The organism is Streptomyces sp. NPDC060209, from assembly GCF_042728155.1.
GTDB lineage: Bacteria > Actinomycetota > Actinomycetes > Streptomycetales > Streptomycetaceae > Streptomyces.
On record NZ_JBHWZS010000175.1, the window covers coordinates 1 to 17,735 of the forward strand.

At 70.3% G+C, this 17,735-nt stretch carries 22 protein-coding genes; 14 read left to right on the forward strand and 8 right to left on the reverse strand.

Annotated elements, in window-relative coordinates; all coding sequences use genetic code 11:
• The first annotated feature begins 155 nt into the window (after positions 1–155).
• Positions 156–509: a PRC-barrel domain-containing protein gene (locus ACFWFI_RS27705; RefSeq protein WP_387395147.1), complete on the forward strand. Its 354-nt coding sequence runs from the start codon at positions 156–158 to the stop codon at positions 507–509.
• A 501-nt stretch (positions 510–1,010) separates the two neighbouring features.
• A complete protein-coding gene (locus ACFWFI_RS27710) occupies positions 1,011–1,655 on the forward strand; it encodes a DUF4232 domain-containing protein (RefSeq protein ID WP_387395149.1) in 645 nt (214 codons plus the stop codon).
• 119 nt (positions 1,656–1,774) lie between these two features.
• Here ACFWFI_RS27710 and ACFWFI_RS27715 read toward each other — a convergent pair whose 3' ends face one another.
• Positions 1,775–2,011, reverse strand: a complete 237-nt coding sequence (locus ACFWFI_RS27715) for a hypothetical protein (RefSeq protein ID WP_387395151.1) — start codon at positions 2,009–2,011, stop codon at positions 1,775–1,777.
• Positions 2,001–2,255, reverse strand: a complete 255-nt coding sequence (locus tag ACFWFI_RS27720; protein WP_387395152.1) for a hypothetical protein — start codon at positions 2,253–2,255, stop codon at positions 2,001–2,003. Before ACFWFI_RS27720 ends, ACFWFI_RS27715 begins: the two co-directional genes overlap by 11 nt.
• 103 nt (positions 2,256–2,358) lie before the next feature.
• Here ACFWFI_RS27720 and ACFWFI_RS27725 point away from each other — a divergent pair, with 103 nt between their 5' ends.
• From ACFWFI_RS27725 to ACFWFI_RS27735, 3 genes are read left to right on the forward strand one after another with little or no spacing between them, the layout of a single operon-like run.
• Positions 2,359–3,201 carry a helix-turn-helix domain-containing protein gene (locus ACFWFI_RS27725; protein WP_387395154.1) on the forward strand — a complete coding sequence of 281 codons (843 nt, stop codon included), beginning with the start codon at positions 2,359–2,361 and terminating at the stop codon, positions 3,199–3,201.
• Positions 3,182–3,391, forward strand: coding sequence for a DUF397 domain-containing protein (locus ACFWFI_RS27730; protein ID WP_387395156.1), 210 nt, complete (start codon positions 3,182–3,184; stop codon positions 3,389–3,391). Before ACFWFI_RS27725 ends, ACFWFI_RS27730 begins: the two co-directional genes overlap by 20 nt.
• Positions 3,392–3,432: 41 nt before the next feature.
• On the forward strand, positions 3,433–4,137 hold the full coding sequence (locus ACFWFI_RS27735; RefSeq protein ID WP_387395158.1) for a haloacid dehalogenase type II: 705 nt from the start codon (positions 3,433–3,435) through the stop codon (positions 4,135–4,137).
• 52 nt (positions 4,138–4,189) lie between these two features.
• On the opposite strand, the gene ACFWFI_RS27740 is transcribed toward ACFWFI_RS27735, so the two are convergent.
• Positions 4,190–5,083, reverse strand: a complete 894-nt coding sequence (locus ACFWFI_RS27740; RefSeq protein WP_387395161.1) for an NADP-dependent oxidoreductase — start codon at positions 5,081–5,083, stop codon at positions 4,190–4,192.
• 70 nt (positions 5,084–5,153) lie between these two features.
• Here ACFWFI_RS27740 and ACFWFI_RS27745 point away from each other — a divergent pair, with 70 nt between their 5' ends.
• Positions 5,154–5,741, forward strand: a complete 588-nt coding sequence (locus ACFWFI_RS27745; protein ID WP_387395163.1) for a TetR/AcrR family transcriptional regulator — start codon at positions 5,154–5,156, stop codon at positions 5,739–5,741.
• A gap of 30 nt (positions 5,742–5,771) precedes the next feature.
• Here the strand turns inward: ACFWFI_RS27745 and ACFWFI_RS27750 are convergent, their stop codons facing one another.
• Positions 5,772–6,725, reverse strand: a complete 954-nt coding sequence (locus tag ACFWFI_RS27750; RefSeq protein ID WP_387395165.1) for an NAD(P)-dependent alcohol dehydrogenase — start codon at positions 6,723–6,725, stop codon at positions 5,772–5,774.
• Between the two features lie 59 nt (positions 6,726–6,784).
• Here ACFWFI_RS27750 and ACFWFI_RS27755 point away from each other — a divergent pair, with 59 nt between their 5' ends.
• From ACFWFI_RS27755 to ACFWFI_RS27765, 3 genes are all read left to right on the forward strand, one after another.
• Entirely contained in the window at positions 6,785–7,423 is a 639-nt protein-coding gene (locus ACFWFI_RS27755) for a TetR/AcrR family transcriptional regulator (protein WP_387395167.1), read from the forward strand.
• 117 nt (positions 7,424–7,540) lie between these two features.
• The gene (locus ACFWFI_RS27760) at positions 7,541–8,743 is read left to right on the forward strand and encodes an NAD(P)/FAD-dependent oxidoreductase (RefSeq protein ID WP_387395169.1); all 1,203 of its coding nucleotides are present in this window, start codon (positions 7,541–7,543) and stop codon (positions 8,741–8,743) included.
• Positions 8,740–9,654 (forward strand): RNA polymerase sigma-70 factor, encoded by a 915-nt coding sequence (locus ACFWFI_RS27765; protein ID WP_387395170.1) that lies wholly within the window; start codon positions 8,740–8,742, stop codon positions 9,652–9,654. The genes ACFWFI_RS27760 and ACFWFI_RS27765 overlap by 4 nt, the downstream gene beginning before the upstream one ends.
• Before the next feature lie 89 nt (positions 9,655–9,743).
• On the opposite strand, the gene ACFWFI_RS27770 is transcribed toward ACFWFI_RS27765, so the two are convergent.
• Complete coding sequence (locus ACFWFI_RS27770; protein ID WP_387395171.1) at positions 9,744–10,319, reverse strand: hypothetical protein; 576 nt, start codon at positions 10,317–10,319, stop codon at positions 9,744–9,746.
• Positions 10,320–10,762: 443 nt separating this feature from the next.
• Between ACFWFI_RS27770 and ACFWFI_RS27775 the strand changes: the two genes are divergently transcribed.
• From ACFWFI_RS27775 to ACFWFI_RS27795, 5 genes are all read left to right on the forward strand, one after another.
• Entirely contained in the window at positions 10,763–11,620 is an 858-nt protein-coding gene (locus ACFWFI_RS27775) for a hypothetical protein (RefSeq protein WP_387395173.1), read from the forward strand.
• A 249-nt stretch (positions 11,621–11,869) separates the two neighbouring features.
• Complete coding sequence (sigK, locus tag ACFWFI_RS27780) at positions 11,870–12,394, forward strand: ECF RNA polymerase sigma factor SigK (RefSeq protein WP_387395183.1); 525 nt, start codon at positions 11,870–11,872, stop codon at positions 12,392–12,394.
• A gap of 5 nt (positions 12,395–12,399) precedes the next feature.
• Positions 12,400–13,134 carry an anti-sigma factor gene (locus ACFWFI_RS27785; protein ID WP_387395185.1) on the forward strand — a complete coding sequence of 245 codons (735 nt, stop codon included), beginning with the start codon at positions 12,400–12,402 and terminating at the stop codon, positions 13,132–13,134.
• 183 nt (positions 13,135–13,317) lie between these two features.
• Positions 13,318–13,728 (forward strand): hypothetical protein, encoded by a 411-nt coding sequence (locus tag ACFWFI_RS27790; protein WP_387395175.1) that lies wholly within the window; start codon positions 13,318–13,320, stop codon positions 13,726–13,728.
• A 119-nt stretch (positions 13,729–13,847) separates the two neighbouring features.
• Positions 13,848–14,279, forward strand: a complete 432-nt coding sequence (locus ACFWFI_RS27795) for an ATP-binding protein (RefSeq protein WP_387395176.1) — start codon at positions 13,848–13,850, stop codon at positions 14,277–14,279.
• Between the two features lie 123 nt (positions 14,280–14,402).
• On the opposite strand, the gene ACFWFI_RS27800 is transcribed toward ACFWFI_RS27795, so the two are convergent.
• The 3 genes from ACFWFI_RS27800 to ACFWFI_RS27810 all read right to left on the reverse strand — a co-directional run bounded on the left by ACFWFI_RS27800 (position 14,403) and on the right by ACFWFI_RS27810 (position 17,614).
• Positions 14,403–16,421, reverse strand: a complete 2,019-nt coding sequence (locus tag ACFWFI_RS27800) for a glycosyl hydrolase family 28-related protein (protein WP_387395178.1) — start codon at positions 16,419–16,421, stop codon at positions 14,403–14,405.
• Between the two features lie 332 nt (positions 16,422–16,753).
• On the reverse strand, positions 16,754–17,029 hold the full coding sequence (locus ACFWFI_RS27805) for a hypothetical protein (RefSeq protein ID WP_387395179.1): 276 nt from the start codon (positions 17,027–17,029) through the stop codon (positions 16,754–16,756).
• A gap of 75 nt (positions 17,030–17,104) precedes the next feature.
• Positions 17,105–17,614, reverse strand: a complete 510-nt coding sequence (locus ACFWFI_RS27810) for a DinB family protein (RefSeq protein ID WP_387395181.1) — start codon at positions 17,612–17,614, stop codon at positions 17,105–17,107.
• Between the last annotated feature and the right edge of the window lie 121 nt (positions 17,615–17,735).

A 17,735-nucleotide genomic window follows, 5' to 3' on the forward strand; every position in this document is an offset into this window, starting at 1 on the left:
GACCTTCGGGTCTTGAGCCGCCCGCGTTTTCCGTGTTCACCACATTCTCCGGGTGTGGGCCGCAAAAGTGCGGGCAGTCGAAATATTGAGCGGCACTCATCCTCATCGCGATGGGATTCGCCGTGCCGAATGAACCGTCGAGGAAGGAGCCATTTATGAGCGACAACCTGTGGGGCTACCAGCCTACGAGCGGTCACACCGCGGGCGCCGATCTGACCGGATTCTCGGTCGAGGCGACGGACGGAAGCATCGGCAAGGTCGACAAGCACTCCGACGAGGTGGGCTCCGCCTACCTGGTCGTGGACACCGGCGTCTGGATCTTCGGCAAGGACGTCCTGCTTCCGGCAGGCACGGTCAAGGGGATCGACACGGAACACCGGACGGTGTTCGTCGACCTGACCAAGGACCAGATCAAGGACTCCCCGGAGTTCGACAAGCACAAGCACGCGGGTGATCCGGGCTATCACGCCCAGGTCGGCGGCTACTACGACAGCTACCGGATCATGTGATCCCTGCGCACGACGATCAGAGGCGGGGTCGGCTCCTCATACGGAGCCGGCCCCGCTGTCTGTGCCCACGCCTCTCCGGCCCGGTTGGGGCCCCGCATGCCCGACTGCTCACGCCGGACTCGGGACAGGGGACAGCGGGTCCGACGGTCAAGGGCCCCTCCGTCACGGGTCTGTCCCAGCGGCCGACGGTCGTCGAGATCCACGGTGAGGGCTCGGGCAACCGGCGATCCGGCGAACGGCAGCGCCCACCGGCGCGGCGCTTCAGATCGCTCTCAGGCCCCACTTCCCGGGCCGAACGGCGGTACGGGCACCAGGGAACATCTCCACACCCGGGCGGTACGCGCCAAGCGGTGGCACCCCAGCGAGCCGCGCAATCGCATGTAACAGGCATGTATTAGCGGGCGGTCGGACGGAACGGCACACGGGTCGAGGCTGGTCCTCATGATCAGTAACGCTCGCCAGTGCCGAGCAGACGGCACCGACCGAAGAGGAAAGAACACCATGCGCACCAAGAAGCTCACCTTCGCCGCCCTGGCCCTCGCCGCCGGCCTCTCGCTCACTGCCTGCCAGGGGAACGAGGATTCCGCCGCGAGCACGAACGACTCCGGGGCCGCCTCCTCGTCCTCGGCCGGGAACTCCACCGACAGCACCGCATCCGACAGCGGCGCGTCCGACGAGAGCACCACGGCCGCCGGCGACGACTCGATCACCACGGCTTCCGCCCGGGGCAGCGGCAAGGGGCAGGTCGACACCGGCCCCTGCAAGACGGCGAACCTCGACTTCAGCACCTCGCACGGAATGGCCGAGGGCGACCTCGTCGTCAGCCTCAAGAACACCAGCGACGCCTGCACCCTCAAGGGCTTCCCCGGCGTCGACCTGAGGTCCCAGGACGCCTCCGGCCCCCTCAGTGCCGAGCGCAGCGATGTCGCAGCCCCGGCCGTCGCCCTCAAGTCCGGCGAGACGACCCGCTTCACCCTGCACTACCCGTCGAACGACACCGGCGAGGACGGCGTGTTCGTCTCCGCCATCGAGGTCACCCCGCCCAACGAGACCCACTCCAAGTCCCTGTCGGTCGCCCTCGACCTCCGCCCGGTCGGCGCCGACGAGAAGGTCGTGGTGGACCCCGTCGGCTCCGGCAAGCAGTAGGACCGTGTCCGCGTGGTGCGGCGGACGAGTCCCCAAGGGCCGCTCCCACCGAAGCCCGACATTGTTTTCACCGACGTCCACGGCACGGCCCCACGGCGGGCAGCACCGATGACGCACCCTCATCGCGGCAACTGCCCCTCCCGGTTGATCTCCGTCACCCGGGCCCGCAGCACAAGTCCCGGCGGGGCCGGCCGGACGGCTTCCGGCGGACAGTCCCACTCCGCGCCGCCACCCGGCGGACGCAACTGCACATACGGTCCGACGCGGCCCATCACCCGGCCCACCCGGCCGTCCCGGCCGTCCACCGCGAACGTTCCGGGCTCAGGCTTACACGGCTCCAGTCCTTCAACCGTCATGAGCGGCCGCCGCTTCCAGCTGCACACTCAGCCGCAGCGCCATCTCGATCGAGCACCGACCGAGGTCGACGAGCGGTGCCGGCTCGTTCCCCGCGCACGACACCGGGTCGATCCGCAGCGACGGCAGTTTCACGCCGACCCCCGCGAACCCTGCCCGCAGCCGAGCCACCGCGTCCTCCGCGGCCCGCACTCTGCCCGCTGCCTCTTCGCGCCGTTCCGTAGCCGTCATCATGATCTTCCCCATTTCCACGCTGAGTAGTGGCTATGCCTACTCAGCGTGGCCAATTCGCCACTACCGTGGAAGAGGTGCAGTTCCAACACCCGCACGTGTGCCACAGGGAGCCGCCTTGCCCGGACCGAAGAAGCTCGACCCCGCGTCCTCTCCCCGGGCCCTCCTGGGGGCCGAACTCCGCCACCGGAGGGAGTCGGCGGGCCTGTCTGCGGAAGATCTGGGAACCCCGCTGTTCGTCAGCGGCTCCTTCATCGGGCAGCTGGAGGCCGGTACGCGGCGGATGCAGGCGGACCAGGCCCAGCGACTCGACGAGGCGCTGGGCGCGGACGGCTTCTTCGTACGGAACTGCGCGGCCCTGAAGCAGTCGGAGTACCCGGATCACTTCGCGGAGGCGGCGGAGGCGGAGCGTGTCGCTACGGCCATCAAGGAGTACGCGCCGCTTCTCATCCCGGGACTGCTGCAGACGGAGGCCTACGCGCGGGCGGTGTTCCGCGCGTACCAGCCGACGGCCACGGAGGATGTGATCGACCAGCTCGTGTCGTCCAGACTGGAGCGGGCGCAGATCCTGTCGGACCCAACAACACCCCTGTTGTGGGTGGTTCTCGACGAAGCCGTACTCCGTCGCGAGTCAGGCGGCCGCCAAGTGATGGCCGAGGCGTTGCGGCACATGCTCGACCTGGCTCATCAGCACCGGGTGATCTTGCAGGTTCTACCTTTCTCCGCCGGCGCTCACATGGCGCTGCAAGGCTCCCTGAAGCTGATGTCGTTCCCGGATGCACCGAGCCTTGCTTACCTCCAGGGCCTCGGCACGGGACGGTTGCAGGATGATCCCGCGACCGTCCGGCATCACGAACTGATTTACGACCTGGTAGCGGCAGAGGCACTGAGGCCAGCTGCATCCCTGGCCCTGATGGAGTCCGTCGCGGAGGATTACGCCCATGAAGATCAGCGGCTCTGACTACGACTTCGCCACAGCGACCTGGCACAAATCCTCATACAGCGGCGGGGACGGCGGGGACTGCCTGGAAGTCGCCACCGATCACCCCGACCTCGTCCCCGTCCGCGACTCCAAGGTGACCGCCGGCCCGGCGCTCGTCTTCCGGACGGCCGTCTGGTCCACCTTCATCACCGAACTCAAGCGCCTGTAGCCGTCCGCACCACGACCCGGTTCCGCCCAGGAGGCCCCGCCATGTCAGAGCTGGAGATCGATGCCGTCGTGTTCGACGTGCTCGGCACGCTCGTCGACGAACCCACAGGTATCCGCGCGGGAATCCGTGCACTCGACCCGTCGCTGGACGATCCCAGGACCGAGCGGCTCCTGACGCTGTGGCAGCAGCACATCGACCGCGAGTCGCGGAGCGTCCTCGACGGCGGCCGGCCCTACGTCACCAGCGAGGTCCTCGACCGGGAAGCAGCCGGGCTGGTCGCCGACGCCGTGGGAGTCGACGACCCGACCGCCGTGGCGGAGCTGGCCCTGTCGGGGCGCCGTCTCCCGCCGTGGCCCGACACCGTGGCAGGGCTCGCCCGGATCGCCGGACGGTTTCCGCTGATCGGGCTGTCGAACGCCGGCCGGACGGCGCTGCTGGGAATCAACGCCCATGCGGGACTGCGCTGGCACCAGGCCCTGTCCGCCGAGGACGCCCGGACCTACAAGCCGGGCCCGGCGGTCTACGAGCTTGCCGTGGCGGCCTCCGGTGGGCCGCCGGAGAGGCTCCTGATGGTCGCCGCCCATGCCTGGGACCTGCGTGGTGCGCAGAGCCTTGGCCTGCGCACCGCCTACGTCGCCCGCCCCGTCGGCGACCCGCCCACCTCGTCGGACCGGTTCGACCTGTACGCCGACGGCCTGGCAGACCTCGCAGACCAACTCGACAGGATCCAGGGGCTGTCCGGCTGAACCATCGCGACACCCGACAACGAAGGCGCCGTGCAACTGCGCAGGAAACGGCTCAGACGACCATGACCCGGCGTCCGCGCGTGTGACCGGCCTTGCTGTCGATGTGGGCCGCCGCGGCCTCGGCGAGCGTGTACGACTTCTCGACCGGGATGTGGAGCTTTCCCCGCGAGATGAGGCCGGCGGCCTCGGCGAGCGCTTCCGGCACGCTCCCGGCCACGCCGGAGAAGCGGACACCGAGCTCCGGCGCATCGAGATCGGCGATGGTGACCACCCTCTGCGGGTCCCCGGTCAGCTCGACGAGCTCGCGGATCACGCCCGAACCGGCCAGATCGAGGGCCGCGTCGACATGGCCGAGCCGCCGCACCCGTTCCGCCCAGCCCTCGCCGTACGTGGTGGCGAGGGCACCCAGGCTCCGCACGTAGTCCTGGTTCGCGGCCCCGGCCGTGCCGATCACCGTGATGCCGCGGTCACGGGCGATCTGCAGCACCGCCGATCCGACTCCCCCTGAGGCACCGCTGACCAGCAGCGTCTGCCCGGTCTGCACACCGACCTCGCGGATGATGCGCAGCGCGGTCTCCACCACGGAGGGATACCCGGCCGCCTCTTCGAAGGTCAGCCCCTCGGGCATACGGGCCCATGCCCCCAGCACGGCGAACTCGGCATAGGTGCCGGCCCCTTCGCCGAACACGTGGTCGCCGACCTCGACCCCTTCGACGCCCTGGCCGACCTCGTCGACCACCCCGGAGGCGTCCAGCCCGACGCCGGCGGGCAACTCGAGCGGATGGGCCTCCAGGAACTGGCCTTCACGGACCCTCCAGTCGACGGGGTTCACGCCCGCCGCCCGCACGGCGATGCGTACCTGGCCGGGGCCCGCGTGGGGTTCCTCGGCATCCATGAGTTGCAGGACGTCCGGACCGCCGAACTCGGCGAAGCTCACTTTCTTCATGCGGTGGACCGTAACACTAACGGTTAGCGTTTCGAAACAGCTACGGCTTCGTACCTGATAGCGTGAGGCCATGACCGTGCCGCCCGGACGCCGTGAGCGCAAGAAAGCCGTGACCCGCCAGAAGATCGCTGACGCCGCCCTGCGGCTCTTCCTGGAGCGCGGGTACGACGCGGTGGGCATCCGTGACGTGGCCGCCGAGGCCGACGTGGCCGTCACCACGCTCTTCTCGCACTTCGCCTCCAAGGAGGCCCTGGTGTTCGAGCAGGACGAGGACTTCGAGCAACGCCTCACGCAGGCGGTCACCGGCCGGGCACCGCACGAGCCGCTCATGCCCGCGCTGCGCCGCGAGATCCAGGCCCTGGTGAGACATTGCACGGCGGACAGCGCCGCCCCGATCTGGCGCATGATCGACGGATCACCCGCCCTGCGGAAGTACGAGGAGTCGATGAGACTGCGCCACGCGGAGACGCTGGCAACGGCCATCGCCGCCGATCCCGACCTGTCACGGACCACAACGGCGAGCCGGACGATCGCGAGGTTCGTGATCGACGCCTATTCGCTGGCCCGTGATGCGGCCGATCCGGAAGCCGCGGTGGACGAGATCTTCCCGATGATCGAGGCGGCCTGGGAGGTCACCTGCCCTTCTCGGCCTGCGTGAGAGAAGGCGGAGGCCGAGGCCGGACGCCTGTCACACCACCTGGATCACGTGCTTGCCCCGCACCCCTCCCGCCTCCAGCGCCCGGTGCGCGGCGGCGATCTCGGAGAGCGGGTGGACGGTGTCCACCACGGGGCGGATCGCGCCGCTCTCCACATGGCGGGCCAGCTGGGCGAAGAGGTCGTGCTTCGGGTTGCCGCTGAAGAAGCGGACCCGGCGCGGACCGTGGGCCGTGGAGGCGAGCAGGTAGGAGAGGCTCGCTCCCAGGTGGTCGATGTCGAAGGCGATGGAGACCATGCGGCCCCCGGGGGCCAGAAGCCGGCGGAAGGCCCGGTGCTCGGTGCCGACCGTGTCCAGGACGACGTCGAAGGAGCCCAGGTCACCCGGCCCCGTCGTCGTGTAGCTGTACGCCTCGTCCGCCCCCAACTGCCGGACGAAGTCGAGGTTCTTCTCTCCGGCCAGCGCGGTCACATGCGCGCCCAGCGCCTTGCCGAGCTGGACGGCGATGCTGCCCATTCCGCCAGCACCGCCCCGCACCAGCAGCCGCTCCCCCGCCTTCAGTCGCGCCTTGGTCTCCAGCGCGGTGATGACGGTCGTCCCGGCGGGCAGCGACGCGGCCTCGACGAGGGTGATGTTCCCGGGGGCGTAGGAGAGTTGGCGCGGCCGGACCGCGACGTACTCGGCGGCACTGCCGAATCTGCGCCCCAGGAGTCCCCACACCCGGTCGCCCTCGTGCAGCCCCTTCACCGCACCGTCCACCCGGGCGATCTCGCCGGCGAAGTCCATCCCCGTACGCAGGGGGAAGCGGCGGCCCGTCACCAGGCGGACGCGTCCGGCCCGGCCGTACAGTTCCCCTCCATTGACGCTCGACGCGTGGACACGGACCAGCACCTCGCCCTGCTGGAGCTCCGGCACGGGAACCCGGCCCTCGTACAGCACCTCGGGAGGCCCGTACCGGTCGTAGAGCGCTGCGCGCATATCGTCCATACGTCCCACGCTAGACGGGTAAGTGGACGGCACCCTCCATTTGGACCGAAGTGAGAAACATGCCTGCTCAGCCCTCTCAGAAACCCCCCGAGACCCTGCGCGCGGACGCCCGGGAGAACCGTGAGCGCATCCTCGCCGCCGCCCGCGAGGCATACGCGCTCCATGGGATCGACGTGCCCATGGCGGCGATCGCCCGGCGGGCGAAGGTCGGGGTCGCCACGCTCTACCGGCGGTTCCCGACGCGCGCCGCGCTGGTGTCCGAGGCCTTCGCCGAACAACTCGCCCACTGCGTCGCAGTCCTCGACGAAGGGCTGGCGGATCCGGACCCGTGGCGCGGCTTCTGCTCGGTCGTCGAGAACGTCTGCATGATGCAGGCGAGGGAGCGGGGCTTCACCGAGGCGTTCCTCTCCCAGTTCCCCGAGCACGCCGAATACGCCCAGGAGCGCGCCCGCGCCGAGGAGGGTCTGGCCCTGCTGATCCGGCGGGCCAAGGCCGGCGGGCAGCTGCGGCAGGACTTCGACGTGCACGACATCACGCTGCTGATGCTGGCCAACTGCGGCGCCACCGCCGGGGCGGGCGACGACGCTCCCGCCGCGTCCAGGCGCCTGGTCGCCTACCTCCTCCAGTCCTTCCGCGCCGGGGCGACGGCGCCGCTGCCGCCTCCCGCACCTCTGGGACTCGACCGGATCCCCGTGTAGGCGACCACGCGGACACCGCCGCCACGATGTGCCCCAGGTCACATTTTCCCGTGTCACAGATCGAGGGAGAACTTGCGTCCCGTGGGCGTCATCAAGAAGCGAGAGAAGGCGGAAGCGATGAGCGCACGTGAGACCGATGCGACGGCCGACCACCACGTCGTCGTCCTGGGCGCGGGTTACGCGGGCATGGCGGCGGCCGTCCAGCTGGCCGCGAGGGCGGGACGGAAGAAGGGTCTGACCGTCACCCTCGTGAACGCCCAGGACAGGTTCACCGAGCGGCTGCGGCTGCACATGACGGCGACGGGCCAGGAGCTCGCCGAGCTGAGCATCCCGGAGATGCTGGAGGGCACGGGGGCCGAATTCGTGCGCGGCTGGGTGACGGCGCTGGACACGGACGCGAAGACCGTGCGGATCGACGACGACCGGGTCCTGCGCTACGACACGCTGGTGTACGGGCTGGGCAGCGTCGCCGACACGGCGGCGGTTCCGGGTGCCGAGGAACACGCCTACACCGTGAACGGCCCCGAGGAGGCGGAGTCGTTGGCCGGGCGGCTTGCGCGGCTCGGCAGCGGCACCGTGGTCGTCGCCGGCAGCGGACTGACGGGCATCGAGTCGGCGGCGGAGATCGCCGAGCGGCACCCCGGGCTGGACGTCGTCCTGGTGGGGCGGCACGAACCCGGCGACTCCATGAACCCGAAGGCCAGGGCATATCTGCGGTCCGCGCTCGACCGGCTGGGCGTACAGGTGCGCAGCGGGGCGGAGGTGGTGAAGGTGCTGCCCGGTTCGGTCGAGCTCGCGGGCGGGGGGAGCATCGCCGCGGACGCCGTCCTGTGGACGAGCGGCACCCGGGTGTCACCTCTGGCAGCCGCCGCCGGACTCGCCGTGGACGAGCGCGGCCGCATAGTCACCGACACCGCGCTGCGGTCGGAGTCGCACCCTGACGTGTACGCCGTGGGCGACGCGGCCGCCGTCCGCCAGGGCTACGGCGTCCTGCACGGCACCTGCCAGAGCGGGATGCCGACCGGGGTGCACGCCGCGGTGTCGATCGTCCGCGCACTGGAGGGCAAGCGGCCCAAGCCCTTCCGCTTCGGCTACTACCACTCGCCGGTGAGCCTGGGCAGGAACGACGCGGTCGTGCAGTTCACCCGGCCCGACGACAGCCCCAGGCGAATCTGCCTGACAGGCCGCGCGGCAGCCAGGTATAAGGAAGCCGTGACCGCTTCACCCTGGCCGACCTACGGCCGCATGAAGAAGATGCCCGCCTCAGGAGCGTTCTGGCCCCGGGGCGGCCGCTTCACCCGGATCCGGGCGGCGCGATGACCCGGGCGGACGACGACCAGCAGTTGTTCCAGCAGTACCGCAGCCTGCTGTTCTCCGTGGGCTACCGCATCCTCGGCACCGCTGCCGATGCCGAGGACGCGGTGCAGGACGCCTGGATCAAATGGTCGGCCGCCGACCGCTCACAGGTGGCCGACCCCAAGGCGTACCTGGTGCGGATCGTGTCGAATCTGGCGATGGACCGCCTGCGCTCGACCCGGCACAAGCGCGAGGTCTACGTGGGGCCGTGGCTTCCCGAGCCCATCCTCACCGGCGGGGACGCCGCCGAGACCGCCCTGGACGCGGAGTCCGTGTCGATGGCGATGCTGGTGGTGCTGGAGACACTGAGTCCGCTGGAACGCGCCGTGTTCGTGCTGAAGGAGGTCTTCGACTTCAGCCACGCCGAGATCGCGCAGGCGGTGGAGCGCTCCGAAGCAGCCGTGCGGCAGGCGGCGCACCGCGCCCGCGAGCACGTGGCGTCCCGGCGACCGCGCTTCACGGCGGACCGTACGCAACAGCGCGACGCCACGGAGCGGTTCTTCACCGCCGCAACCGGTGGGGACATGAACTCCCTGATGGAGCTGCTGTCGCCGGACGTCACCCTGTGGACCGACGGCGGGGGCAAGGTCCGCCAGGCCCTGCGTCCGGTCGTGGGCGCTTCCACGGTGGCCGCCTGGTTCGCGGCGATGGGGACCGTCTCGTACCAGGGCATCGAGCCGGCCGACATGAAGGCCGAACTGGTCCAGATCAACGGCGCGACGGGCATGGTCTTCAGCGCGCCGGACCGCGTGATCGCCACGGTCACCTTCGACTTCGACGCCGAGGGGCGGATCTCCGCCATCCACAATGTCGCCAACCCCGACAAGCTGCGGGCTGTCGACGAGCGCACACAGCACTCGATCCGGACGCGCTGAGCACCGGTCGCGTCCTGGCCCGGAGCGGTACACGGGGCCCGCCAACAGCCGCGGCAGGCCCCGTACCGAGCCGTCGGGCTCCCGATCGGCTACGGGCGCTGGGCCTTCCAGTCGGCCACGTCCGCCGCGCGGTTGGAGTAGGCGTTGGTGCAGACGTCGTACTTGCCGCCGGCCGGGCCGCCGCCGTTGGTCTCCAGGAAGCCGCCGTTGTCGGCGTAGAGGTTCCACAGGTGGATGACGTCGCCGGGGCGGATGCTCCCGTCGGCGGGTGTGGACGTCCGCGCGGTGATGCGCCAGCGGCCGGTGCCGGAGCCGGGCGCGCGGTCCTGGTCCTTGGACGTGGAGACGTTGAACTTGGCGCCCGCGTTGCGCTGGTCCGTGGAGGCGTGGCCGTTGGTGTCGAGGTAACCGCCGTCACCGCCGTAGAGGTTGCGCAGCTGGATCACGTCACCGCTGACCACCGGGGTACCGGCGGCCTTGCCGGTCGGCGAGAGGATCTCCCAGGTGCCGGTACCCTCCCCGCGGGTGGGGGACTCGGCGGTCGAGACGGCGTACTTGCCGCCGGAGTCGCTGCTGTGGCCGTTGGTGTCCAGATAGCCGCCCGCCCATCCGTTGTAGCCGTTCTGCAGGTGGATCTTGTCGCCGTACTTCAGCTCGTTCGCCACGGTCGCTCCCCGCTCGGATCGGTCGACGGCATGCGAGTGCCCCTGCACCGAGATCTGCTGGTCAGGGCGCCGTCACCGGTCATCCTGGCGATCTTGCGCCCCGCCACGCCCGACCGCGCGGCGGAGATCATCCGATCGGGGCCGCGGTTCTCGGGTGTTGACCCTCCGGGGCTCAAGCCCTGGACTCCGAGCGCTCTTTCAGAGGAATGGATGGAGGGCCTGTTCCCGCCCACCCACCCTCCCCACCTGCCCAGTTGACCGTTTGTGACCGACTTGCCACGCAACGTCGCGACGCTCTAGCGTGCCGGACAACAGACGACCCCCGTCGGTGCGCCAACACCGGACAGGGGTCTGACCAACGAGATCGACGAAATGGAACCGATCTGATGGCTGTCGACCAGCTTAGTGCTGCCCCGTGCACCCCCTACGCGCCTCCGCACCCCATGGCGAACCCCGGTTACGGCAAGCGCTCCGCCTCGGACCAACGCCCGCGCGGTGAGGGCGACTTCTCGCACCTGCCGCCCCGCGAGGCCGCCGTCGCGGCGTACATCGACCGGCTGCCCGACGGCTCCGACATCTCCGTGAAGACATTGGCCAAGTGGCTCCCGTACGGGCAGTGCGCCCTGCGGACCGCACTCAACAGGCTTCAGGCAGCTGGGCACTTGCGCCGGGGCAGTGAGTGCGTCGCCACCGACGAGGTCATGCTCTGGGTCACCCGGACGTTCTTCTCCCGGACCGCACGCGACGACGACTGGTGGTCGGCGTTCACCCGGGGCGACGTACCGCAGGAGACACAACGGCCCACGCGCTCAAGGGCCTTCGTCCTACTGGCCGCCCTGGGCCGCGTCGCGCCCGCGCTGAGCCTCTCGGCGGCGGAGTGCGCGAGCCTGGAACCGCAGGTCAGCGAGTGGTTCGAGCGGGGCGCCACGGAGGACGAGACCCTGCGTGCGCTCACCCACGGGCTGCCCGCCACCGTGCACCATGCCGCCTCCCTCGTCAGGCGCCGCCTGACCGACAAGCTGCCTCCGGAACGACTCGTCACCGGCCCGCGGGCCGTCACACTCCGCACCCTGGAATGCGGCGAGTGCCGCGCACCGGGCAGCCCCGAGGCATTGCCCGGCGGGCTCTGCGGCGGCTGCCGGGGCGAGGGCACGAGCGTGCCCGCGCCCCCGCCCGGGACCGTCCCCACCGATGGGGTGCGCGAGCGGATGGCGACCGTCCGGGCGGGCCTCGTCCCGCGATCGGAGCGGACCGACCGGGCGCGGGGCAGGACGGCGGCGCCCGGCACCAGCCGGACCTGAGAGCCCTCTCGGCTACCTGCCGGTAATGACCGTTCGGCCGCGCACCTGAGGCCCAGGCAGCTGCCCGATGCCTATATTCGGCGGGCGGCCCCCAGCCCTGCGGCCGCGTGATCCCGCGCGCCGCACCGCGGCAAGGGCCCGCACAGCGGCGCCCCCACGTCGACAAGTCAGCGAGGACTCCGGGTGGATTCCGTCGATCACGGAGGGGACGTCCGGCAGCAGTCGGAACGGCCGGACCTGGACCAGCTGATGGTCTCGGCCGGCGAGGGGGACCGGGAGGCCTTCGCCGGGGTGTACGACGTGACCTGCGGCCCGGTCATGGGGCTGGTGCGCCGGGTGCTGAGGGACCAGGCGCAGTCCGAGGAGGTCATGCAGGACGTACTCCTGGAGGTCTGGCGCACGTCCGGGCGGTTCAAGCCCGACCGCGGCAGCGCGATGACGTGGATCATGACCTTGGCCCACCGGCGGGCCGTCGACCGGGTGCGCGCGTCGCAGGCGAGCCAGGACCGTGAGCACAGGGCGGCGATGCTCGGCTCGGGCACCCCCTTCGACGAGGTGACCGAGCGGGTGGAGACCCGCATGGAGTGGCAGCAGGTCCGCCGCTGCGTACGCAGGCTCACGGACATCCAGCGCGAGGCCGTCGTCCTCGCCTACTACGGAGGACTCACCTACAAGGAGATCGCCCAGTCGCTCTCCCTGCCTCTGGGGACGGTCAAGACCCGCCTGCGAGACGGACTGATCCGGCTCCGCGACTGCCTGGGAGTGGGGGCGTGACCGCCATGGATCCGCACGAATCATCGGGTGCCTACGTCCTGCACGCCCTCCCCGAGGACGAGCGCCGGGCGTTCGAAGCTCATCTGGCGGAGTGCGAGGCGTGCCGTCGGGAGGTCGCGGAGCTGCAGGCCACGGCCGCCCTGCTGGGGCGGTCGACGGCACAGACTCCACCCGGCGCCCTGCGGGAGCAGGTCCTGCGCAAGGTGGCCTCCACACCGCAGGAAGCCCGCCCGCGAGCGGAAGCGAGGGCAGGGGCCCGCAGACCGGCCAGGGCCCTCCGCATGGCACTCGCCGCTTCGGTGGCAGCCGTCCTGGTCTGCCTGGGTCTCGCCGGGTGGCAGCACCGGGAGGCATCGGACGCCAGAGCGGCGGCGCACCGGGCCGAGCAGCGGGAGGAGAACGTGGCCAAGGTGCTCACGGCACCCGACGTACGCCTGGACAGCCAGGAATTCAGCGACGGCGCCACGGCTTCCGTCACCTTCTCCCGGAGTGAGAACGCGGCCACACTCGCCGTCTCCGGCCTCCCCCGGCTTCCGAAGGGCCGGACCTACGCGGCCTGGTTCATGGAGGACGGGACTCCCGTACCGGCCGGGCTGCTCAGCGGGGACCCCGGGCGCCGACTGACCCTGCTGAAGGGGTCGTTGGGCGACGCCTCGGCGGTAGCGCTGTCCGTCGAGCCCGCCGGAGGCTCCCCGCGGCCCACCACCACCCCCCTGGGCGCGGTGAGTCTTTCGGCCTGACACACCTTTCTGGTTTTTTTCCGATTCACCCCAAACATTCCCCGGGGCGTCTCCGAATCCCTTGTGTAACGCCGCTCACAACCTCGGTACCGCATCCGGTGAGCCCAGGACCCAAGTCCCGGACTGAATGCGGGAGTACGCCGTCGGGGCGAGTGGCCGATCCCTGAAAGGGAGGTGATCCCGATGACCGTTTCCGTCCGCGTCCGCCGCATGGTCGCAGGAGCCGCCACGGCCGGCCTGCTGGCCGGTGGTGGCGCCCTGGCCGCCACAGGAACAGCTACCGCCGCCCCGGCACCCACGGCCGCGACCACGTCCGTCACCGGCGAGCAGACCCACAACGACCACTGCACCTGGAAGAAGGGGCACTGGGAGAAGAAGTGGGTCAAGGGGCACTGGGAGAAGAAGTGGATCAAGGAGCATCGCTCCGACCACAAGACCTGGCACCCCGGTTACAAGGACCACAAGGGCAAGTGGCACCCCGGCTACTGGCAGCACGAACGCACGTCGCAAAAGGGCCACTGGAAGAACGTCCACGTCCCCGGCCACTGGGACACGCACTGGGTGAAGGGCCACTGGTCCTGCAGCCACAAGTGAGCAACCGTCATCCCGGTCGGACGCGGGGTTCCCGGGCAGACGCCCGGGGACCCCGTCGTCACTCAGGCACCACACCGTCCGGCGCCCCACAGCGGCGCCGCGTCCTCCTGGACAGCGTCATGACCACCACGACCGCACCACCGCCATCGCCCACGCCGGCGCCCGTCGCGGCCGGCCGGCTCTCGATCCCGCTGCCTTCCGGGCCCGAAGCGCCCTCGCACGCCCGCCGTGCGGCCGGCGGCTTCCTCCGCCGGTCCTGGCCCTCCCTCGCCCAGGACCGTTGCGACGACTTCCTGCTGATCATCTCCGAGCTGGTCACGAACGCCGTCCGGCACGCACCCGGACCCAGCACCTTGACCCTGACCACCTCGGCCGGCGCCCTGGACATCGCGGTGAGCGACTGCTCCTGCGCCCCACCGGCTCCACGGACCCCGGATCTGAGCGACGGCACCGGCGGCATGGGCCTGCACATCGCCGAGGACCTGGGTGCCCAGGTCTTCACGGAGGCGCTGCCCGAAGGCAAGTGCGTGCATGCGGCGTTCGCCACATGACCCACGGGCCGCCTACCTCCCCGCCATTCCCAGGCACCGCGTACGAGCAGGCCGGTACAGCGCGTTCCCCGCGCCGTACCGGCCCGACTCACGCACCGCGGACGTTGTCCGCGGCTCGTTGTGTCACCAGGCTCCCGGCGCGGGCGGCACGACCACCGGCGGGCGGTCGTCGCAGGTGATCGTGTTCGGCAGCAGCCACGGCGCCAGCCAGTCGCCCGCCGCACCACCGCCGTCGTTGCCACCGAGGTCGACCAGGGTGAACTCCGAACCGGCGGGGGTGAAGTTGAAGGATCCGCAGTTGTTGACGCCCACGGCCCCGACGTTGCGCGCGTCCACGTTCTCGAAGGTCGCCGAGCCCGCCGCGCGGGCACTCACCACGGACGTCCCCGTGCCGTCCACCCTGATGTCCTTGAAGCGCACGCCCCGGATCCTGTACGTGTCCTTCACCGGCCAGTCGGTGACAAGCATGATCGCGTTGTAGGTGTTGTCGAGGAAGTGGTTCCCGGTCACCCGGATGTCGGCGTCGATGTCCCGGTCCAGGGCGAAGAACCAGATGGCCCCCAGACCGATCCTCCAGTTCAGTTCGTACGTCCCGGCCCGGACCGTCGTGTTGTCGGTGAGATCGAGACGCCCCCGGAACGCCTCCGCGCCGAAGCGGGCACCGACGTGCAGGCCGCTGCCCTCACGGACGGGATCGGCGACCAGGTTGCCGGACACGGTGTTGTCCGTACCGCCGTAGACCGCGATGCCGTTGGCGAGCACCGGGCTCTGCACGGTGTTGCGGGAGAAGGTGTTGCCCGTGTTGGCCCGCTTCTCGGACCACATCGCGAGGCCGTCGTCGCCGGAGTTCCGGACGAAGGTGTGGGAGACCTCGGAGCCGGTCACTCCGCCATGGAAGTTGATGGCGTCGGCGATCTGGTCGACGATGACGTTGTCCGTGATCCTCAGGTTCGACATCGGGCCGTCGAACCACATGCCGACCTTGGTGTGGCGGATGTGCAGACCCTCGATGGAGGAGTCGCTCATCGCCCCGCCGATGCCGTTCACCTGGTCGGTGTCGATGCGCTCGCGTACGTCCCCCTCGATGGCGAAGCCGGACAGGTGGACGTTGCGGCTGCCGCCGTCCGCCGCGTCCTTGCCGTAGAAGCCGACTCCCGTGTGGACCGAGCCGTCGGCCGCCGGGGTGTCGAGAGCGACCTCCCGCCCCTTGAACTTCGTGTACCAGCTGCCGGCGCCCCTGATCGTGACGTCGTCGACGACGATGTGCCGGTTGACCCGATAGGTGCCCGGCGGGACGTACACCGGCAGGTTCTTGCGCTTGGCGAAGGCGATCGCCCGGTCCATCGCGTCCGCGGAATCCCGGCGCCCCGAAGGGTCGGCCCCGAACAGCAGCGCGTTCGCCGCCCGGAGCTCGACGTGCGGGAGACCCGCGAGCTCGGAGTCGAGCAGGTCGATGACGGTCCACGCGGCTCGGCTGCCGGCCGGAACCGTCAGACGGACGGTGTCACCCGCGCGGTATCTCTTGCCCAGCAGCAGGCGCTGCTCATCGTAGAAGTGGTTCGGCCGGAAGGGCTTGGCGATCACGGGGGCGGGCGTCGTCCCACTCGGGACGCAGACGCATTCGGTGATCCACCAGCCGGGCTGGAGCAGTCCCGCACCGGGGTCGTTGGTGAACGGGTACTGGTTGTACAGCCAGGAGTACTGCGAGGTCAGCGTCATGGTCGATCGCTTCTTGCCGTTGACGGCGACATCGAGCGGCGCGGTGATGCCGCCCCCGTGCGGGGCGTCCGGAATGCTGTAGCGCACCGTGATCGCGTCGGCGGCCTCCGGCAGCGTGAACTCGACGTGCTCGCCCGGCACCAGCCTGACCGCCTTACGGCCCGAGGCCTCCGCGGGCAGGGTGTAGGCGGTGCGGTCGGGGCCTATGACGGTGCCGTTCGTCGTGGCGTTCTCCGCCTCCTGCTCGGCGAACGGGACCTCGGCGCCACGGCCCGCCACCAGCGCGGGATCGAGACCCGCGCGCGTCACCGACGGCACGGGGGTCCGTTCTCCCTCCGCGCCCTGCGCCGCGGGGGCGCCGGTCAGCGCCCCCAGTCCGACAACGGCGGCCGTCAGTGCGGCAACCGTGATGTGACGTGACATCGCATGCCCGTTTCTCTCGGAAGGTGAGGTGACGGTAGGGCGCGCGGGAGCGTCACCACAAGATGCGTGCGAGATGATTTCACAGTGATGATGACTGGATGCGGGTATCCATCGCTTTTTTGCGTCCACTCTTCAAGGTTGATGCATCCCCGCGGAGTCCCGGGCCTCCTGCTGATGACCACCTCGCTTCCACCGTGATCGGCGACGACGGGTGCATCGCGATCGCCTGGTGCGTCGCCCGGGAGGACTCATGTGCCTTGCGGACACGGCGGCGAGGGATCGCTCCAGGACGTCACCTGTCCGAGGAGGGAACGCCCTCCTCCGCGCGACGCTCAATCGAGAGCCCGGTACTCAGCCGACGGACGGGCGAGTTCGGGATGTTCCAGCACGTACCGATCGCCGTGGATCACCAGCATCGCCCAGTGCCACGCCTCGTCGTGAAAGATGAGCCCGCGGAAGGGGGCGTCGTCCGGCTCGTAGGGGTACCGCTCCAGGGCAGCCTGCCGGGCCTGCGCCGGCGTCAGCCCGCCGTGGTGGCGCATCACCCACTCGTAACCACGGCGCTCGGACCGCAGACAGTCGAGGTACTCGACCTCACTCCACTTCATGGCCCCGCACACCAACGACCCGTCGGCGGACGGGGCCCGGGCGTCCCTGGCCGCCCGGACGGGCCGCCCGGCGCCTCACGCGCCCACCGTCCCGTCGACGCCCTCCCGGAGGAAGTCCGCGTGCCCGTTGTGGCGGCCGTACTCCAGCAGGACATGCACCATCACCATCCGCAGCGACACCTCCTGCCCCCAGCGCGGCTGGAGTCCGGTCAGATCCAGGGAGTCGGCCTGCCGTTCGATGCGGCGTGAGTGCTCCACCTCGGCCTCCCAGGCGCCGAACGCCTCCGCCCGCGTGGAGGCGCTCGCGTCGTACGCCGCCTGGAAGTCGATCCGGTCCGACCAGACCATGGGCGCCTCGTTGTCCTCGAACACTCTCCGGAACCAGGCGCGTTCCACCTCGGCCATGTGGCGCACCAGGCCGAGGAGGGAGAGCGTCGAGGGGGACATCGACCGCTGCCGCAGCTGTTCGTCGTCCAGGCCCTCGCACTTCATGGCGAGAGTGGCGCGGTGGTAGTCGAGAAAGGCCCGGAGCGTCTCTCGCTCTCCGCCTGTACTGGGCGGACCTGTACGGGAATCGTCGGTCATCAGGCACGCTCCATCTCGGTGAGGACAGGAGCGATCAGTATCCGGCACCTCTTCCGGGCGCCCGGGCGGGAGGCCCTGTTTCCGCACAAGCGGAGGCAGCACGACGCCGGCCCCCGGGAAG

Bases quoted from the DNA above. Each gene is read 5' to 3' on its own strand.
- ACFWFI_RS27705 (WP_387395147.1), top strand. From the start codon at position 156: ATGAGCGACAACCTGTGGGGCTACCAGCCTACGAGCGGTCACACCGCG.
- ACFWFI_RS27710 (WP_387395149.1), top strand. From the start codon at position 1,011: ATGCGCACCAAGAAGCTCACCTTCGCCGCCCTGGCCCTCGCCGCCGGC.
- ACFWFI_RS27715 (WP_387395151.1), bottom strand. From the start codon at position 2,011: ATGACGGTTGAAGGACTGGAGCCGTGTAAGCCTGAGCCCGGAACGTTC.
- ACFWFI_RS27720 (WP_387395152.1), bottom strand. From the start codon at position 2,255: ATGGGGAAGATCATGATGACGGCTACGGAACGGCGCGAAGAGGCAGCG.
- ACFWFI_RS27730 (WP_387395156.1), top strand. From the start codon at position 3,182: ATGAAGATCAGCGGCTCTGACTACGACTTCGCCACAGCGACCTGGCAC.
- ACFWFI_RS27735 (WP_387395158.1), top strand. From the start codon at position 3,433: ATGTCAGAGCTGGAGATCGATGCCGTCGTGTTCGACGTGCTCGGCACG.
- ACFWFI_RS27740 (WP_387395161.1), bottom strand. From the start codon at position 5,083: ATGAAGAAAGTGAGCTTCGCCGAGTTCGGCGGTCCGGACGTCCTGCAA.
- ACFWFI_RS27745 (WP_387395163.1), top strand. From the start codon at position 5,154: ATGACCGTGCCGCCCGGACGCCGTGAGCGCAAGAAAGCCGTGACCCGC.
- ACFWFI_RS27750 (WP_387395165.1), bottom strand. From the start codon at position 6,725: ATGGACGATATGCGCGCAGCGCTCTACGACCGGTACGGGCCTCCCGAG.
- ACFWFI_RS27755 (WP_387395167.1), top strand. From the start codon at position 6,785: ATGCCTGCTCAGCCCTCTCAGAAACCCCCCGAGACCCTGCGCGCGGAC.
- ACFWFI_RS27760 (WP_387395169.1), top strand. From the start codon at position 7,541: ATGAGCGCACGTGAGACCGATGCGACGGCCGACCACCACGTCGTCGTC.
- ACFWFI_RS27765 (WP_387395170.1), top strand. From the start codon at position 8,740: ATGACCCGGGCGGACGACGACCAGCAGTTGTTCCAGCAGTACCGCAGC.
- ACFWFI_RS27775 (WP_387395173.1), top strand. From the start codon at position 10,763: ATGGCGAACCCCGGTTACGGCAAGCGCTCCGCCTCGGACCAACGCCCG.
- sigK (WP_387395183.1), top strand. From the start codon at position 11,870: ATGGTCTCGGCCGGCGAGGGGGACCGGGAGGCCTTCGCCGGGGTGTAC.
- ACFWFI_RS27785 (WP_387395185.1), top strand. From the start codon at position 12,400: ATGGATCCGCACGAATCATCGGGTGCCTACGTCCTGCACGCCCTCCCC.
- ACFWFI_RS27790 (WP_387395175.1), top strand. From the start codon at position 13,318: ATGACCGTTTCCGTCCGCGTCCGCCGCATGGTCGCAGGAGCCGCCACG.
- ACFWFI_RS27795 (WP_387395176.1), top strand. From the start codon at position 13,848: ATGACCACCACGACCGCACCACCGCCATCGCCCACGCCGGCGCCCGTC.
- ACFWFI_RS27800 (WP_387395178.1), bottom strand. From the start codon at position 16,421: ATGTCACGTCACATCACGGTTGCCGCACTGACGGCCGCCGTTGTCGGA.
- ACFWFI_RS27805 (WP_387395179.1), bottom strand. From the start codon at position 17,029: ATGAAGTGGAGTGAGGTCGAGTACCTCGACTGTCTGCGGTCCGAGCGC.
- ACFWFI_RS27810 (WP_387395181.1), bottom strand. From the start codon at position 17,614: ATGACCGACGATTCCCGTACAGGTCCGCCCAGTACAGGCGGAGAGCGA.